This is a genomic window from Spirochaetota bacterium (genome assembly GCA_017999915.1).
Lineage (GTDB): Bacteria > Spirochaetota > UBA4802 > UBA4802 > UBA5550 > RBG-16-49-21.
The window spans coordinates 131,535-149,431 of record JAGNKX010000002.1 but is presented as its reverse complement, the minus strand read 5'-3'; the positions used below and the strand labels follow the sequence as shown (position 1 = coordinate 149,431).

The window sequence follows — 17,897 nt, the reverse complement described above, 5'->3', positions numbered from 1 at the left end:
TTATTGAAAAAAGAATGAATTTTCCATATTATATAGCCGATAGTGTAGTGTGGTATTGCACCGGGCGATTCAGCGTGCATTCACGGTCTGATTTATCTTGCTGTAAGGGGTTAATATATGAAACCAGGAAATATGTCAAAGATTATTATTGCTGTACTGATAGGGGCCCTTGTATTCACCGTGGGGTTATCGTCCCGGATATCCGCTCAGCAGGCGGATGAAAAGAAAAAAGAAGAGAAAAAGGATTCATCCGCCCTCAATGAGTTCAGCGAAGTGGAAGTGACCGGGTGGAGGATCAGGGACTTTAAACCTTACATCAAGGCGATCCAGGAGCTTGAAAAGCTGAACAAGGAATATTCCGACAATCTTTTAAAGCTTGCAATCGACGAGTACTCGACGGGGCTCGATATTCTCGAAGACATGGAAAACGAGGTGATAAAAATCCGGACCACCAATAAGGAGAAGAAGAATCTCAATGAGCGGTGGTACTGGCAGGAGATCGACAGGAAGAACGCCGAGCAGCGCCTCATCTGGTCAAAGAAGACGGAGGCCAAGATGAAATCCGTTACGTATCTGACCAAGGCCATCAATTATCTCGACCAGGTGCAGCACCAGGAAATCAGGCAGGAGCCGCGGTTCCTCAATTTCCAGACCAGGTTGTTTCAGGTATATGTCTCAACACAGTATGACCTTCAGAATTTTCTTCCCTGCATAGCCCTTTTGGAGCGCTATATAACGTTGTCCGACAAGAACGCAAAGGACATATGGGCGTACAAGTACATGTCCAGCTGCTACGGATACATGGAGAAGGTCCTCCAGAAATACAGGCATGCCTCCGAGGATGAGATCAATACATACAAGAGCAAGAAGAACAGGAGCATGTTACAGGCAGTCGAGCTTAAATACGGCATTGAATCCCCCCACTACAAGCATATGCAGGAGCTTGTTGAACAGGACGAAAAGAAAAGCGAGCGAATTAACGATTATAAGTAATAAGCAGCGTTTGTCAGAGAAAAACCCGGCCGGCAGCCGGGTTTTTTATTTTCCCTCATTTTTTGTTGTTCAGCTTCTTCATCGCCTTTTTAAACTCCCCGTCCATGATCCAGTGTGCGAGGTTCGGGAAATGACGGGCGATCGACCAGAGCAGCCTGGATTGTCCCGGGTGGATGTAAAATTGGTTCTTCATTATTCCCCGCATGAGCTTTTGCGCCACCTGCGTGGCGGTGAGAAGACCGCCCGTTTCCGACATGATCATCACTTCCGCCGGCTTGAACTTGTTCTCGTTTTCGAATCCCGGCGTGTCGGTATCGGGTGGATACAGGATGGAGAACCGTATGCCACGGTGCGATAGCTCGCTGCGCAGGGATTCGGTGAGGCCGCAGATGGCGAATTTTGACGGCGAATAGGTTGCGTATCCGATCATGCCGAGGTATCCGAGGAGCGATGAACAGGTGACAATATAACCGGACCCTCTTTTCATAAAGTGAGGAAGGACGATAAGGATCGGAACGAGCTGGCCGTAGTAATTGGTTTCCATGTTCCCTTTAAAGTCTTCCAATGTGTAGTCCTGGACGTAACCGGGCTGCGCGTATCCCACGAAATTCATGAGGTAATCGGGAATGCCGTTTTTTTTGATGTATCCCTCGATGAGGGGCTTGAGCTTTTTCATGTCAGTGGTGTCGCAGGCGATCGTTGCGACCGTTTGGGTATCACTTGCGCGGGCTTTGCTTATTTCGTCAGCGGCGCTTTGCAGATCTTTTTTGTTCCGCGCGACAATGCATACGCTCCCGCCGCCGGAAACGAATTCCATGGCAGCCGCTTTCCCGATTCCCTTGGAGCCGCCGGTGATAATTGCCGTTTTGCCTGAAAAAAATCTTTTTGCATCAGCCATGTTGTCAATCTCCATGATTCATAAGGGCCTTCTTGCTCGGAGATTAGAGATGCTACGGCGTCTCTGTGCATGTCAATGAATATTCAATTTCTTTGTTAAGACTTGAAAAATCCATACAAGTGAAAGGGTAAAGGGGCAAATTGAATAAAAAGCCCTCTGGGGATGTTTGGTTGCATATATGATACGGAGTGTGGATTTATTTGGTCCTGATCATCGGAAATTAATCAAAAATATATTTAATGCCATTAAATCATGCATAATTTGCTGAAAAACGAGGTAAATAAAAAATTAATTTGGCACGTATCTTGCTTATTATTATATTCAATGCTTTAAGAATGATTTTTTTTGAAACGTGGTGGATAGTATCTTTCTTAAAAAACAAAAAGAAAATATGAACAATAACAAGAGTATTACCAAAACATATATCATGAAAAAATTTTATCACTACATTATTTAGATAAAAATTTCACAAGTGCCGTTCCAGCGGCAGCGCCACGTAACAATAATACTAATGATCGGGCTTATTAATGGCCTTTGTATAGGTCAGGCTGAAGATTTATGCGGTAAATAAAAAAATACTATTAAGGATATAAAAATGAACGCAATAGCGGGAGCAGCAAAAATCGCACACTTGAAAAACGATTCCACGTATTCACTGAAATATCAGACCCTTGTTGAGGCCCTTGAGAGGAGGGCGGGATTGAATCCTGAATTCCTCATCTTCATGGATTTGAAGAACAAGGAGACCAGGGTCTCAGCTTCGGAGGTCCTTGAAAAAGCGGGATCCGTCGCGCAGTATCTCATGGCCAGGGGGCTTAAGCAGAACGACAAAGTCGTCATCATGCTTCCCACGGGCCGCAATTTCGCCTACGTGTATTTCGGCATTATCATAGCCGGCGGCGTGCCGGTTCCGGTCAGCCAGCCGGCGGGCACCAGCAATATCGGCAAGTATCTCGACAACCTGACCCATATCATCCACGACTGCGAGGCGCGGTACTTCATCACCTATGACAAGATCAAGCTCATAGCCGGCAGTCTCATGAACATATCGAACCTGGTGAACGGGTTTCTCTTCGATGATGAGATTTTCGCCAACCCGGTCTCGAAGGAAGAGTACAAAAAATTCCCCGTTGTGAAACCGAACGACCTGGCCCTGATCCAGTATACATCGGGGACGACGGGAAAGCCCAAGGGGGTGATGCTGTCCCACCGGAACCTGCTCCATAACATCCACGGCATCGGCGTGGCCAGCGCCATGACCGACAACGACGTGGGCATCAGCTGGCTCCCCATGTACCATGACATGGGTCTCATCGGGGGCTTTTTATCGACCATGTACTGGAACATTCCCCTGGTGCTGATGGCGCCCGAAGCCTTCATCTTCAGGCCCATATGGTGGCTTGAGAATATCTCGAAGTATCGCGTCACCATGGGCGTGGCGCCCAATTTCGGATACCACTACTGCGTAACGCGAATAGAAGACAAGGACGTGCATAAGCTGGATCTCGGTTCGTGGCGCCTTGCCCTGAACGGCGCCGAGCCGGTGGACCGGGTCACCCTGAACAAGTTCCTGGAAAAATTCAAGCCCTGCGGCCTCCGGGAGGATATCTTTCTACCAGTGTATGGCATGGCGGAAGACAGCCTCGCGGCGACCTTTCCGTCTCTGGACAGAACCACCGTGGCGCGCCGCTTCATGAGAAGCAAGCTCGAGGAGGATGACCGCGCCGTTGATTCCAACAGCCAGAATTCCCAGGAGTATATCGACCTGGTGTCGGTCGGGTATCCCCTGGTGGGGCAGGAGATCAGGATCGTCGACGACCATGGCAAGATTCTGCACGAGCGCGAGGTGGGTGAGATCTGCGTGAAAAGCCCCAGCCTCATGAGCGGCTTTTACAAGAATCCGAAGGCCACGAAGGAGGCCGTCAGGGACGGATGGCTTCATTCCGGCGATATGGGATTTGTCCTCGACGGCATGCTCTTCATATCGGGCCGCAAAAAGGAAATGATCATCAAGCGCGGCAAGAATATCTATCCCTACGATATCGAGAGGATTGCCTCCACGGTCAAGGGGATTCGCAAGGGATGCTGCGCCGCCTTTGATGTCCATAACGAGGAGCAGGGCACCGAGGACCTGGTGCTGGTGTGCGAAACCACGGTAAAGGATAAAAAAGAGCTGGAGCGGCTCAGGCAGGAAGTTCATAGCGAGATCCTCGCCAAGCTGGGCATCGCGCCGGACGACATCAGGCTGGTTCCCAGGGAGAGCATCCCGAAGACCACCAGCGGCAAGACGCAGCGCTTTCTGTGCAAGAAGATATACCTGGAAGGAGAGCTGATCCCGAATAAAAGCAAGAATCTCCTGGTCCTGGCGAAGACCTTCCTGATGAGCCACTTCCACCTGTTCAGGCGGCGCCTCACGCAATAGGGTCATCGGCCTCGCGATGTAAAATAGTCATTGAAAATATTGCGACATATATCACACTGTGCCGTCGTGCATGGAGCCGTGGCGGGAGTGCGCGCGTATTTTCCTCATAATAAAGGAGAAAGGAATGGGAACGATTTCAGCCGAACAGATCCGGAAGGATTTTCTTGCAATTATCGCCAAGCTGTCGGGAAAGAAGCCCGACGAGATCAAGGACGGCGACCGCTTCAGGGAGGACCTGGGGTTCGACAGCCTGAAAAGCATGGAGGCCATTTCGAGGATCACGGAGATGTATGATTTCGATCCGGACCTGGACGAGGTAATGGAGCTCCAGACAGTCCTTGAAGTAATAAAATATCTCGAGAACAAGCTGGTTTAATAATTTATTTGAATGAGGATCAATCGATGAGTCAGTTAGTCAGTGATGCCATGAAGCAGCAGGCGGCGCTCCTGTCGATGCTGCGCAAGGAGAACATATACACCTACAGCCTCGAGGTGACATCGGCCTGCGCCAACCGCATCACGGTAAGCGGCAAGGAGCGGATCAACTTCATCTCCAACAACTACCTCGGGTTTTCCACGCATCCCGAGGTGCTGAAGGCGGTCATCAGGGCCGCGGAAAAGTACGGCCTCGGCATCGGCGGGTCTCCCCTGGCCTGCGGTACCACGGATATCCATTACCGGCTCCAGGAGAAGGTCGCGCGGCTCTACGAGCGTGAAGCCTGCGTGCTCCTGCCCAGCGGGTACCAGGCGCTGCTGGCGTCCATTCAGGCCACCATCGGCAAGGGAGACGTTGCCCTCCTGGACAGCCTGGTGCACCGGAGCATCGTCGACGGGGTGACGCTCTCCGGGAGCGATAAGCGGATGTGGCTCCACAACGACACGGAAGACCTTGCCTCGCTGCTTGAGCGTGTCAAAACCAAGTACCAGCGAATGCTCATCATCGTCGATTCGGTCTACAGCATGGACGGCGACTGGGCCGACCTGAAGGAGCTGGAGCGCCTGAAAAACGAGCACGGCGCGCTTCTTCTCATCGACGAGGCCCACAGCCTCGGGGTGCTGGGGAAGAGGGGCTACGGTCTCCCGGACCAGTTCGGCCTGCCCCAGGCGCCGGACGTGATCGCCGGGACCTTCTCCAAGTTCGCCGGCGCGGTAGGCGGCTTTGTCGCGGGACCGTCCGATTTCATTGATCACCTGCGCCATAATTCCTCGGCGTACATATTCTCCGCCTCCCTGCCGCCGATGACCGCGGCGGGGGTATACCGGGCCTTTGAGCTCCTGGATGAAGAGCCCCAGTGGCGCCAGCGCCTGTGTGACAATATCTCGTACTTTCTCAAGGGGCTGAAAGATCTCGGCTTCGACACCGGTCCCTCCCGGACGGCGGTGGTGCCGCTCCTCATCCGCAACGTGGAAAAGACCATGACCTTCAACAAGATGATCTTCGACGAGGGCGTGTACGCTTCGCCCATTGTGCACCCGGCGGTGCCGCCTGCTGAATCGCGCATACGCCTCGGCGTTATGGCCACTCATACCAGGGAGGACCTTGACCGGAGCTTCGAGGTATTCAAGAAGGTTGGGAAGAAGCTGGGGATTATTTAAATGAGCAATATCCAGGTTGTGCCTATCGAAAATAACAAGGCCTACATTAAAAATTTCGTCACCTGCGCCTGGAATTTTTACCGTGGCAATCCATACTGGGTGCCGCCCCTCATCGGGGAGCAGGTGAAGTTCATTCAAGCAGGCTCATACCATGAGGTCGGCGAGATTCAGCCGTTCCTGGCGTACCGCGATGGTGCGATTGTAGGCCGCGTCATTGCCCATATTGATCATCGCCATAACGAGTATTTTAAGGAGAAGCGGGGATGCATCGGCTTCTTTGAGTCGATCAACGATACCGGCGTTTCGCGGGGCCTTTTCGAAGCAGCCGGGATGTGGCTCAAAGAGAAAGGGATGACGGACATGCAGGGCCCTTACAACTTCACGCTCTATGACGCGCCGGGTATCTTGATGGACGATTATGAAAATATCCCGCCGGTGGAGCTGGCCTACAATCCTCCCTATTACCCTGACCTTTTTATGGATTACGGGTTCGAGAAAAAGGTCGACTGGTACGCCTACAGGCAGACCGTCGAAGAGCGGTTCCCGAAGCTCTTTTACAAGATGTGGGAGAAGGTGAAACGCGACAACGCGGAGGGAAAGGACGGCCTGGTCATACGGGATGTCAATCTGAAGAGGTTCGACGAGGAGAAGATGAAGATCCTCACCGTGTTCAACGAGGCCTGGAGCGAGAACTGGGGCCATTATCCCCTCACGGAGAAGCAGTGGGACAAGTTCGCCCAGGAGCTGAAGACGATCGTGAAGCAGGAGCTTGTCCTCATGGCGGAGTACCACGGCGAGATTGCCGGCTTCATCCTGTCGATACCGGACGCCAATCCCGCCCTGCAGAAGGCCAATGGAAGGCTCTTCCCCTTCGGGCTTATAAAGATCCTCCTCGCCATGAAGAAGATATACAGGCTGAAAACGATCGTCATGGGCGTGCGGCCGAAGTTCCGCATGAGAGGCCTCGATGCCTATTTCTACGTGGAGACCTTCGAGCGGGCGAAAAAGATGGGATACACCATGGCCGACATGTCCCTCATAGTGGAAAACAACCACGCCATGCGCAACGCCCTGGACCACATGGGCGCGAGGATTTACAAGACCTACCGGTTTTATAATAAGAAGATATGATCCGCTCTCACGGTAACCCGGGGTTTAAACCCCGGGTTAATCCAGGTCTATGCTCGCCCCCGACATGGCCCCCACGGGGCAGGCTATCTTGCAGAGCCCGCAGGCGACGCACTTGTCTGGATCGAAGACCACCTCCATGGTCGTCCGGTCTATCGAGAGGGCGTCGACTCTGCACACGGAGGTGCAGGCCCCGCAGTTGATGCAGCGGTCGTCGTCACGCACGATCCTTTTGACGAGGGTCTCCACCGCCACCCCCTCCCGGGAGAGGTACTCGATGCTGCCGTTGATCGATTCCTCGGTGCCGCGGAGCTCCAGGATAAGGCGGCCCTCAAGCTTGGGTAATATTTTCGCTTCCAGCACGTTGAAGACCACGTCGAAATCCTTCGCAAGCCTGTATATCAGCGGCTTGTACATGATTTTTTTATTGAATATGAGAAGCACGTTTTTTGAATTCATTGTTATTCTCCCTTTGGATCGGTCAATTCAACGTCGCCCCTGGCAGCAAGACGGTCGCGATAAATAATGACAACGCCGTCGGCGCCGCGGCTCATGGCATAATCCGCCGCGTCTTCCATCGTATCCTCGCTTTGCACCCTGTTGCACACCTCAGTGGCTATGGCGTCGGCCAGGGCGGTGTCGCCGGCGATCACCGTGGCAGCGTCGGCCTTGCCGAAGCTGAAGGAAAGGCCTATCCGCGCGGAGGAGGTGCAGATACCGCAGGGCGTCCGATGCGGGTGTATCTTCAGCGCAACCGCGTCAAAGTAGTGCCCTCCCGGATAGATGCTTACCGCGGCGGGCTCCGCGAGGCGCATCCAGATATCCCCGCCGTTCTCTATGATAATTTCTTCGGAATAGTCCATAAGTGCCCTGCCGACGATTTCCGCCACGGCACCTGCCACGGCCGCCATCGGTCCCACGTCGGCGCGCTCCGAGGCGTCGTACATCAGCGAAACGATGGGAGGACAGCCCTTGAGACGCTCTAGAGGCGTGAATGATGTGAGGAACTCGTTTTGGCGGTCGATATGGGCCATGATCTCGCACCTAGCGCGGCGGACCGCCTCTTCGGCGCGGGCAGAGAGGTCAATGGCCGCCCTGATATAGAGGTCCGATGTTTCTACCTTCACTCGGCAGCTTTTCCACCTGGCCGTGTCGGTGAAATTGCGGTATGTCCGTTCAGCGCGCTTCATCGTCCCTGTCCTTTTTGCACGGCACGGTGAGGAGGGGCGTCTGGGGCACGCCGATGGTGAATCCCTTCATGATCCAATCTTTCAGCTCCAGGGCTATCTTCCGCGCCATGGGGTAGCTTGACAGCGGCGAGGCGTCGATGGTCTTGCCCATGAAATCTATGCGGCCCGTTTTGAGCTCGGCGTAGGTGACCTCTCCCAGGGAGCGGCCGATGCCGGCTGAGTAGTCGTTGCCGTAGTCGACAACCTGGCAGCGGAGGTCCCTGTCGGACTGGCCGGTGAAGTAGGCCATGTCCCTGTTGATGATGGGGATGGGGATGCCGATGCCGATCATGATGGAGCATCCGTACCCGGTGAAGGAGGCGCCCCGGACGAAGCGCGGGTCCATCTCCTTCATGTTCCCCATTACGGCCAGGGTGCCGCTTCCCTCGCAGGGGATGCCGTTGTCGCCCCGCTTGCAATCCGGCGCGTGCTGTGTGCCATGCCACACCACGGAGCCGGCCGCGCCGCAGAGGAATATCCTCGTGCCGGTGCCGATGGTCCAGTAGTAGGGGTCGTTCAGCAGAGGGGAGAGCTGGCCGGCGCTGGAGTAGCTCGCGTTGGCCATGTCGGGCTTCAGTATGCCCATGTATGTATAGATGGTTTTCTGCGAAAGGTTCACCGCGCAGTTGTAGTTCTGATAGGCGTTGCGCGGGTTGAACATGATGGCGTCCCTGAGGTCGTCGATGGTTATCGTCGCTTCGTGCTCTCTCAGGGGATAGCAGTCGGTGCCGTACCCTGCCGCCTTGAGCTTGATGCGCTTATGGGCGATCAGGTCCTCGATGACATGGCCGCCGCCGTAGGTGAACCTGCCGGGGTGGACCATGTTGAGGGGATCGTTCTCCTGCACCTGGGTTGCGCCGATGAAGCAGTCCACGGCGGCGATTCCGCCATAGGCCTCGACGTTGTTGAGCCATACCTTCGACATTTTCATGCGCGGCTTCGTGTGGCCGAAATTCAGGAACGCGCCTGAGGAGCACATGGCGCCGAAGGTCCCGGTGGTGACCACGTCGACCTTTTTGAAGGCGCCGTCAACGCCCTCTTTAGCCACGATATCGGGCATTTCGTCGGCCGTGACGACAACGGCCTTGCCTTCTTTTATTTTCTTGTTTATCTCTTCATAGCTTTTTTTGATTTCTACGCCGCTCATGGTGCGCTCCGATTTATGGGTGTCTGTCTGGCTACATATATATTTGGCCATATTTGTTCAACTGTTTTTTTCCGGGATAAGAGTATGGGGTCAGAGTAATTCTTTTTAGGATTGTTTTGGCCGATAGTTATCGGTGGATGGGCGATAGTTATCGGTAGATGGGCGATAGTTATCGGTAGATGGCCCGATAGTTATCGGTGGATGGGCGATAGTTATCGGTGGATGGGCGATAGTTATCGGTAGATGGCCCGATTGTTATCGGTAGGTGAGCCGATAACTATCGGGAATTGAATGAAAAACCCCGCAAATACCACAATCCCCCCCTGCCTCTCAGGGAAAAGGGGGGATAGGTTCGATCAATTAGTACCACTTAATCGTGCCATGGAAAATATCGTCTCTGTCTGATATACAAATTTTGAACTACCGGATGCTTGACCAACCAGCAACTCAATATAGTCACTCTGGTTGAAGTTGTATAGTGTAGAAATTTCTATAAATGTAGCACCGGCACTGCTGAGCTCATTAACAGAATTAGACACTATAGCAGTACTTCCATTAAACCGCACAAAACATTCCACATAACCAGAGTTGTCTGTAAAGGCAACCGTTCCCTATATAATGTATAAACCGGCCGTATTTACTGTTAGCCTTGATGGATTGGTGTTGTCGTGCATATTGTCCGTGTCAAAGGTTTCTGTGTCAAAGGTAAGGGCGGTATAAACGCCAGATGTGATAGACTGAACTGCGCTTTTAGTTACTTTAACGGAAACATTGGTGTTTTGAATAGTATTTGTAATTGGGGGGAGTACGGTTTTTTCTTTAGGCTTATCGCATGAAACTATAAGAAAAGAAAAGATAGGGTGATGCCATGACGAACCATTTTCATAAAACGCTCCTTGTTTGTGCTGGGATTTTTATATAAATAGTAAGAAGCGAATGAACTGTCAATAATAATATGTAGATGTTTCCTCTTGACCAAAAACACTCGCGTCATGGATTACTCGGCCTGAGAATTTACTTATACTTGCAACAACCAGGCCCTCAAAATATCCGCCCGAAGGGCGGATACTGATAGGCGATTGAGCGACCCGGAGAGGGGAGCGCGAAGGGGGGAGGCCGGGGAGGCCTTCCCCCTCGCAAACATTCCTTTTTTACTTGCCACCGGCCCAATAATCGGCTATATAGTCACAGACACGAAAGGCCCGGCTTTGGCGCCCCGCCTTCGCCAATAGTCATATTGATCCGGAGATTGTTATGAAAAAGTTATTGCCGCTTATTCTCGTGCTCTTTCTTGCCGTTATATCCGACCTGTATCCCCAGGACCGCGTCGATGCCGTTGAATCGTTCACTCCTTCCAGGGTGATGCTCTTCGTTAAAACGTCCCGCGTCAAGAACGCCGTGGTTTCCCTGAAGTTCGTCGTGGACAACCTGCTCTCCCCGGAGCATGCCGAAAAATTCAACAAGAAAAAGAATGATATAAAGAACCGCCTGGGCTTCGACCCGATGGATATCGAGTCCCTGAAGAACGCCGGCATAGACGTCAACCGTACCGCGAGCCTGGCCATCTACCCGAAGGGCAGCCGCGGCGAGGAGCGCATCCTTCTCTTCATCCCCGTCATGGATGACAGGACCTTTCCCCTGAAGTTCGTCGAAGTCCTTAAAAGGATTTCGGCCAATAACAACGCCGACATATATCCGGCCATAACCGAGTATAACGGTCATACCATGTACCAGATCCGCCGCGACGTTTTCACCGCCGCCTTCGACGGCGTCTTCATCATCGCCTCCGCCGGGGATCTCCTCCGGAGCGTGATCGACACGAAGGTGAACAATGCCGGCTATCTCGCCCTGGACCCGATGTATGCCGATTACATTGCAAAGACGAAAAAGAACTATGACCTCCGGGCTTTTGCGACCAGGGATTTTCTCAAGGATATCATGAAGAAGGAAGAGAAGAAGAATACCGAACCTCCTCCCAGCAAGGATGAAAAGAAAGGTCCCGCTGACAGCGCCTTCAATGACGCTGTGATGACAAACGTCCGCTACGTGGCGGATGTGGCCCAGAACCAGCCGTCGGTCAGGTCGGAGCTGGAGAAGCTTTCCGTCGGGCCGTCGCCCTTCAACGCCGTCGATTACGCTTTTATCGGCGGATCGGTAAAGCCGACGGAGATCGATATCGATCTGGCCGCGCGCTTCAACAACGCCAGCGCCCCGGTGAACACGTTCCTGGATATAATGAAGACCGGCTCTTCGGGCAAGTCCCTTTACGTGAAGAATGCCACGACTTTCGCCTTCATATCCCTGGATTTCAACAAGATCGAGGAGCTGTGCAAGAACGCCACGGCCGGATGCGCCTATTACAGCAGCATCAAGGAGCAGATCAGGGAGGAGATGGGGATAGATTTTGACAGGGATATCGTTCCCTCCTACAGCGGCGTCCTCAATATCTTCGCCGGCCAGCCCAGGGGCGCCGGAGGCGGATACGTGTTCTACTTCCCCATCGACGATCCCGCCCAGGGTAAAAAGGCGTGGGAAAAGTCGTCGGCCTACCTCGCCGGTAAGTTTAAGAACACCGAGCGCTACGGCACTGCCCCGATAGGGGGCGTTAAGTCCTTCTGGTATGTTGACGCGAAGAACAACAGGAATTACGTTGCCTGCGACAGGCGGGGCCTTTACCTCGGCAACGACCGGGAGCTCATGGCCACGGTCCTGGCGGGCAAGGAGATTGGCGACAGGAGCGTGAAGGACGATGTTATCAGCAGGCTCGGAGCCAATGTCTTTTTTCTCGCCCATATAAAAAAGGAAAGTTATTTCGGCACACTGCTGACGCTCTTCACCTACCGGGCCAAAGGCCTCAGCGCCGTCATCAACAAAATGACAGACCTCTATGTCACGGGGGAAAAAGTTGATGGTTTCATATCCCTCAATGTGAAAACCAGGCTCATGAAGCGCCAGTGACGCCGGGGCCGAAGTCATGAAGTACCTCTTTGGCCCGGTCAATTCGCGGCGCCTCGGGATATCACTGGGCGTCGACCTGATGCCCTACAAGACCTGCTCCCTTGACTGCGTTTACTGCGAGTGCGGGGCCACGACTGCGGTCACGTCAACGCGGGCCGAGTATGTACCGACGGACGAAGTGATCGCCGAACTGGACGGATACCTCGCCGGCGCACCCCGCCTCGACGTGATCACCTTCTCCGGCTCCGGGGAGCCCACGCTCCATTCCGGCATCGGCAGGATCATCGGCCACATCAGGGAGCGCTATCCCCGCTATAAGATCGCCGTGCTCACCAACGGGACTCTCCTCTGGGACCCGGCCGTGCGGGAGTCCATCGCCCCGGCGGACATCGTGGTACCCTCCCTGGACGCGGCGAGCCCCGAAGCCTTCGCCCGGATCGGAAGGCCCGCCGGCGGTATCACGCCGGAGAGGGTCATCGGCGGCCTCGTGGAGTTCCGGGCGATGTTCCGCGGCCGGCTCTACCTGGAGATATTCATCATTCCCGGCGTCAACGACGGGCCGGAGGAGCTCGCCAAGCTCAGGGACGCGGCCCTGAAGATCAGGCCCGACGCTGTCCAGATCAACAGCCTGGACCGGCCCGGAACGGAGTCATGGGTGGCTCCCGCCGGGAGGGATGCCCTTGAGTCGCTGCGGAATTTCTTCGCTCCCCTGGCGGTGGATATTATCGGCAGGCCGGCCGAGCGTGTCTACGAGGACAAGCATGTCACCGACCTGATGAAATCGATCATATCAATTTTGCGAAGACGGCCCTCGACCCTTGACGATCTCATGGTCGCCCTGGGGTCGGACCGGGAGGTGCTCCTGAAGGTGCTGGCGTCCATGAAGGAGAAGGAGATGATTACTTCCGATATGCTTGAGCGGGGTGAGTTTTACAGGATTGTTTAGAGTTGTTCCCGGATAAATCAGTAAATAGTTGAGTCATAGGCGAGATATGACTGTTTATTGCTCTGTTTGATTGTGAGCAAATAGTATCTGTTGTTTTGCTGCGGAAGGTTCATCGTGAACCATCCTCGCTTCACGCAAAACATCCTGTTTTGCTCGATTTTGAGGTGATTGTTAGTTTGTTCGATAATACCACAACGCACTAAACTGTCATATCTCGCCAATAATGCTCTGCAATAGTTGGTAATTAGTAATCATACTAAAGAAGTGTCACGCTAAGGGGATGAGAATTGTCGCGTAGGTCTTGCTGGTGCCGTCAGTGGTGACGATGAAGTTCTTGTGAGATATGTTGATGTTCTTCAACAGGATAACGACCATCGAAAGGCCCAGGCCCATCCCCTCGGCTTCGGGGTCCGGGTTTTCCATGTAGAATTCCGCGATGTTGTCGTATTTCGACGAAACCTCTATCCGCTCACCTATCTTTTTCTGTTCCTTTTCCGAAAGAGGCACATTGTTGATGACCTCGACGATGAGGTTGTTGCCGTGGACCTTCAGGTAGGTCCGCGTCGAGAGCTTGTACTTCTTGGCCTTGAGCCCGTACTCCAGGAGGGCCTCGTCGTTAAGGATTCCCCGGATCTGCTTGACCACGTTGGCCGGGTCGTCGTCCCGCTTGATCTTTCCCTCGTTGCTGAGAATAGTTTTCGCGTTGGCCTTGGTGGCGTTCGCGATAAGCTCCTTCAGGCACGATATGATCGGCGTGAACAGCTCTTCCTTGCGGAAGCGCTCGAGGATCTTGGCCAGGGCGAACTTGATCTTGTCCTCGGTGTCCTCCAGCCCCGAATACGACACGAAGACCAGGTCGCTCCGGTTCTTGAGGGCCGTAATGATCTCGGTCTGGTAGGTGGTATCGATGTTAGTTCTCAGCATTCCCCGGGAACCCCGTTCAGTTAAGGCTACACTCTTATAAATCGGAGAAGAGCGGCATAAGCTTGAAGGTTTTACGGCGGCCGGGCTCTGCCGCGCCGGACGCTAATTCATGAGAAAATAAAGAATTGATTTTTTTCAAGCATAAATTACTCTTATCCAGATAGTTTCGGCCCGTTTCCAGAAAAAACAATGATTGATACCATAGTACCATCCCCCCAATCCATCGCCGTCGTTACGGCCCTCGCCGCGGCGTTCGGCCTCTTCCTGTCCATCGCCATGGTGAAGCTCCGGGTCTCCAGGGACCCTCGCATTGAGAAGGTCACGGATGCCCTGCCGGGCGCCAACTGCGCTGCCTGCGGCATGCCGGGGTGCTCGGCCTACGCCACCCGCATCGTGGAGGAGAAGTTCGCCATCGATCTCTGCCCGGTCGGGGGAGATGAAACGGCGGCCAGGATAGCCGAGATCATGGGCGTCCGGTACGGGGGCGCCAGGACCGCGGTGACGGCGCGTGTCCACTGCCGCGGCGGCATCGCGGAGACACGGCCGCGGTTCACCTACGGCGGTCCCAGGGACTGCACCGCCGCAAACGGCGTCATGGGCGGGTTCAAGATATGCTCCTACGGCTGCCTCGGCTTCGGCGACTGCGTGCGCTCCTGCCGCTTCGACGCCATGTACATGGACGATAACGGCCTTCCCGTGGTCAGGTCAGACCGGTGCACCGGCTGCGGCCTCTGCGTGAAGGCCTGTCCCCGCCATATCATCAGCCTTGCGCCGAAGGGGAACGACATCCGCGTGATGTGCATGAACGAGGAGCGGACCCCGGTCATGAAGAAGGGCTGCGACGTCGGCTGCATCGCCTGCAAGCTCTGCGAAAAGGCGTGCCGGGAGGCCATCGCGGAGAAGAACCCCGGCCTTGACCCCGCGGCCGTCGTGCCGGCCATCAGGGTGGACAATTTCCTGGCGCGCATCGACTATGACCTCTGCATCCAGTGCTACCGTTGCGTGTACGTATGCCCGGTGCCGGTCATTCATCCTCTCGAGAAGTCAAAGAAGCGCCTTGAATCATCGGGAAAAGGCGTAAAGAAATTTGGTGAAAAGAGCAAGGTTGAGGCGTCGTAATGAAAGAAGTGTTTGATATGAACGGCGTTGAGCGCGCCGCCGCCCTCATGGTCGCCCTGGGCCCCAGGGTGGCGGCGGAGATCATGAAGCATCTCGACGAGGCCAGCATCGAGAAGATCACCACGGAAGTGGCGAAGATCGACCGGCTGGGCCCCCAGGAGCGCGAAGAGCTGATCGGCCAGTTCCTTATAGACCTCCGCAGGGAAAAGCGGCGCCTCCGGGGCGGCGAGGGCACGGCGCGGGAGATCCTCACCAAGACCTTCGGCGACGCCAAGGCCGACCAGATCCTCACGAAGTTCACCAACATCGACGTTGACAAGGAGTTCGCGAACCTGAACGAGATAGACGACCAGGCGCTGATCACCTTCCTCAAGGACGAACACCCCCAGACGATCGCGGTGGCCATGTCGTTCCTGGCGCCGGAGAAGTCGGCCGCCATCATGACCGCCATCGACCGCTCCAAGGCCAAGGAGGTGGCCCTGCGCATGGCCCGCATGGACAAGGTCATGCCGGAGGCGGTGGCCGGCATCGTGAAGACCATCAAGAAGAAATACCAGGAATACCAGAAAAAGAACCAGGGCCTCTCGGCGGGGGGGCTGGATACCCTCATCGAGATACTCCAGCACATGCCGGGCGAGGAGGAGCGGAAGATCATGGAAGACCTTGAGATCGCGATGCCCAACGTCTCCCAGCAGATCACCGAGAAGATCTTCACCTTTGAGAACGTGGTGAACCTCACCAACCAGGAGATCCGCATTCTCATCGACGCCATCAACGACGACGCCCTCATAGCAAAGTCCCTCAAGGGGGCCGGCGACGAGATACGGTTCAAGTTTATACGCAACATGAGTCAGAACCGCGCCACCGACATACTCAACGACATGAACATCATGGGCGTTGTCAGGCTCGCCGAGGTGGAGGACTGCCGCAAGAAGATCGAATCGGTCATGCGGTCGCTGGACGACAACGGCATGATCAATCTCCGCGGTGGCAATACCTTCGTTAAGTGATTTCTCCCGGAGCAGTGCGGTTTGTCTTCCCGAAGAGCCAGAGCTTTGCTATTTCGGTGGAATCGAATAATTGCAGCTTCAGGCCCCTATGCTGGGTCACTATTTCGATGAATGCCAGGTTGACGTCGGTTTTATTGGCCAGCATGGCCCATTTGGTTTTGTGCTTGTTTTCACCGAGGGGACGCGCGATCTGCTCGATCAAGTTGGGTATGTTGTATATCGTCATCGTATCGATGTCGATCTTGGCTCTCGTGAAATCTATCAACGATAGAAAACAATCGTATTGCAGCGATAGATTTGTTTCGGACTTCATCAGATCTATCAGGTCTTCAATGTTGACCTTTCCGGTGAATACGCTTTCAATGATTTTATGTTCTTCGTTGTAGCTGATGTTATATGGCATATTGCACACTATATAACTGTTTTTAGTTCATCAACCCGATTGATACCTGCCTGTATGCCCAAACACAATGGTGCTTATATAATAGGCATAAATCAAAAGTATGTCAAATAAATGTAAACATAAAAATCAATGATTGCTGCCCCGCCCCTGTCGGCGCGGCCGCCCCGCGGCCTACTTGCTGTAGATGACGATGGTTCCGTCGCTTTCGACCCTCTTGTAGAGCCTCCGGACCGCGTGCTCCGAATAATTCTTATTCTCTCCGGTGTAGAGCGACATGATGGCGTTGACGTAATCGATGGTGGCCTGGATGGGGGGGAGGGCCATCCGCTTCCGCACCCTTCCGATGCCGGCGTGATAGGCCCCCAGGGCCAGGGGAATGTCGTTCCTGAAATAGCCCATCAGCGACTTGAAATGCCGTATGCCGGCGTCCACGTTCTTTTCCGGATCGAAGGGGTTCCTCAGGGCATAGTACTCGGCCGTCTCCTGCATGAGCTGCATGAGGCCCATGGCCCCGGCGGAGGACACTGCGTCCGGGTTGAAGTCCGATTCCACCCGTATGATGCACTTGATCAGCCGCGGGTCCACGCCGTGCCTTTCTGAAAGGTTCTCGATGAGACCGTCGAACTTGCTCGATATGCTGCGGTTCACCTTATGCGATGTACCGCCGTTCCGTTCATTCCTGTTATAGAAATCGATCGATCCGTCTTGATTGATCCGTTTGTAAATCCTTGCCCCGGCGCCGCAGGGAAACATGGCAGGCATCAGGGTAAGTATGAGAATATATGGAACAATCTTTCGAGGAGTTATGATCATAGTCTGTAAGGGTCTTCCGGCGAATGTCTGTTACGCGCATATTGATGAACAATTAGTCGAATAAGGGATATTTGTCTATCATTAAATACCTTAATCACCCCACCGGGTTCTCCTGTACATGCTCCCCTCGGCCCCTCGCCATGAAATGCAGAGTGAAGCTTGGATGCATGCTTTAATACAGACACCCTCTCCTTGGCAAGGAGAGAGTGTGCGGAGCACGGGTGAGGTCTGAAAGAGGGGGCCGGGGGGATGAGGGTGCCTGGATCGGTCCGGAAGCCTGGTGAACGCGATTCCTACAAAAATATAGGATT

General features: G+C 54.2%; 16 protein-coding genes. 9 read left to right on the top strand and 7 right to left on the bottom strand.

The genetic code is table 11. The features are described 5' to 3' along the window. Nucleotides 1-117 precede the first annotated feature (117 nt). Entirely contained in the window at nt 118-993 is an 876-nt protein-coding gene (locus KA369_04735; GenBank protein ID MBP7735260.1) for a hypothetical protein, read from the top strand. 55 nt (nt 994-1,048) lie between these two features. On the opposite strand, the gene KA369_04730 is transcribed toward KA369_04735, so the two are convergent. Beyond that, entirely contained in the window at nt 1,049-1,891 is an 843-nt protein-coding gene (locus tag KA369_04730; protein ID MBP7735259.1) for an SDR family oxidoreductase, read from the bottom strand. Nucleotides 1,892-2,486: 595 nt separating this feature from the next. Between KA369_04730 and KA369_04725 the strand changes: the two genes are divergently transcribed. The 4 genes from KA369_04725 to KA369_04710 all read left to right on the top strand — a co-directional run bounded on the left by KA369_04725 (nt 2,487) and on the right by KA369_04710 (nt 7,040). Further along, nucleotides 2,487-4,313, top strand: a complete 1,827-nt coding sequence (locus KA369_04725) for a fatty acyl-AMP ligase (protein ID MBP7735258.1) — start codon at nt 2,487-2,489, stop codon at nt 4,311-4,313. Nucleotides 4,314-4,437: 124 nt separating this feature from the next. After that, a complete protein-coding gene (locus KA369_04720; GenBank protein ID MBP7735257.1) occupies nt 4,438-4,689 on the top strand; it encodes an acyl carrier protein in 252 nt (83 codons plus the stop codon). A 26-nt stretch (nt 4,690-4,715) separates the two neighbouring features. Then, nucleotides 4,716-5,909 carry an aminotransferase class I/II-fold pyridoxal phosphate-dependent enzyme gene (locus tag KA369_04715; GenBank protein MBP7735256.1) on the top strand — a complete coding sequence of 398 codons (1,194 nt, stop codon included), beginning with the start codon at nt 4,716-4,718 and terminating at the stop codon, nt 5,907-5,909. Further along, nucleotides 5,910-7,040, top strand: a complete 1,131-nt coding sequence (locus KA369_04710) for a hypothetical protein (protein MBP7735255.1) — start codon at nt 5,910-5,912, stop codon at nt 7,038-7,040. Nucleotides 7,041-7,076: 36 nt separating this feature from the next. Here the strand turns inward: KA369_04710 and KA369_04705 are convergent, their stop codons facing one another. The 3 genes from KA369_04705 to KA369_04695 are packed head-to-tail and all read right to left on the bottom strand — an operon-like array spanning nt 7,077 to nt 9,413. Beyond that, nucleotides 7,077-7,496 (bottom strand): 4Fe-4S binding protein, encoded by a 420-nt coding sequence (locus tag KA369_04705; GenBank protein MBP7735254.1) that lies wholly within the window; start codon nt 7,494-7,496, stop codon nt 7,077-7,079. Between the two features lie 2 nt (nt 7,497-7,498). Then, a complete protein-coding gene (locus KA369_04700; GenBank protein MBP7735253.1) occupies nt 7,499-8,227 on the bottom strand; it encodes a UPF0280 family protein in 729 nt (242 codons plus the stop codon). Then, on the bottom strand, nt 8,214-9,413 hold the full coding sequence (locus tag KA369_04695) for a homocysteine biosynthesis protein (GenBank protein ID MBP7735252.1): 1,200 nt from the start codon (nt 9,411-9,413) through the stop codon (nt 8,214-8,216). Before KA369_04695 ends, KA369_04700 begins: the two co-directional genes overlap by 14 nt. Nucleotides 9,414-10,667: 1,254 nt before the next feature. On the opposite strand from KA369_04695, the gene KA369_04690 reads away from it, so the two are divergent. Further along, nucleotides 10,668-12,371, top strand: a complete 1,704-nt coding sequence (locus tag KA369_04690) for a hypothetical protein (protein ID MBP7735251.1) — start codon at nt 10,668-10,670, stop codon at nt 12,369-12,371. A 16-nt stretch (nt 12,372-12,387) separates the two neighbouring features. After that, nucleotides 12,388-13,317 (top strand): radical SAM protein, encoded by a 930-nt coding sequence (locus KA369_04685; GenBank protein ID MBP7735250.1) that lies wholly within the window; start codon nt 12,388-12,390, stop codon nt 13,315-13,317. Between the two features lie 267 nt (nt 13,318-13,584). On the opposite strand, the gene KA369_04680 is transcribed toward KA369_04685, so the two are convergent. Further along, the gene (locus KA369_04680) at nt 13,585-14,241 is read right to left on the bottom strand and encodes a hypothetical protein (protein MBP7735249.1); all 657 of its coding nucleotides are present in this window, start codon (nt 14,239-14,241) and stop codon (nt 13,585-13,587) included. A 189-nt stretch (nt 14,242-14,430) separates the two neighbouring features. Between KA369_04680 and KA369_04675 the strand changes: the two genes are divergently transcribed. Together KA369_04675 and fliG are read left to right on the top strand one after the other, a co-directional pair. Further along, nucleotides 14,431-15,360: an RnfABCDGE type electron transport complex subunit B gene (locus KA369_04675; GenBank protein ID MBP7735248.1), complete on the top strand. Its 930-nt coding sequence runs from the start codon at nt 14,431-14,433 to the stop codon at nt 15,358-15,360. Beyond that, on the top strand, nt 15,360-16,370 hold the full coding sequence (gene fliG, locus KA369_04670; protein MBP7735247.1) for a flagellar motor switch protein FliG: 1,011 nt from the start codon (nt 15,360-15,362) through the stop codon (nt 16,368-16,370). The genes KA369_04675 and fliG overlap by 1 nt, the downstream gene beginning before the upstream one ends. On the opposite strand, the gene KA369_04665 is transcribed toward fliG, so the two are convergent. After that, nucleotides 16,363-16,773: a hypothetical protein gene (locus tag KA369_04665; GenBank protein MBP7735246.1), complete on the bottom strand. Its 411-nt coding sequence runs from the start codon at nt 16,771-16,773 to the stop codon at nt 16,363-16,365. The two genes, fliG and KA369_04665, sit on opposite strands and share 8 nt — an antisense overlap. Before the next feature lie 171 nt (nt 16,774-16,944). After that, nucleotides 16,945-17,586 (bottom strand): lytic transglycosylase domain-containing protein, encoded by a 642-nt coding sequence (locus KA369_04660; GenBank protein MBP7735245.1) that lies wholly within the window; start codon nt 17,584-17,586, stop codon nt 16,945-16,947. Nucleotides 17,587-17,897: the final 311 nt, after the last annotated feature.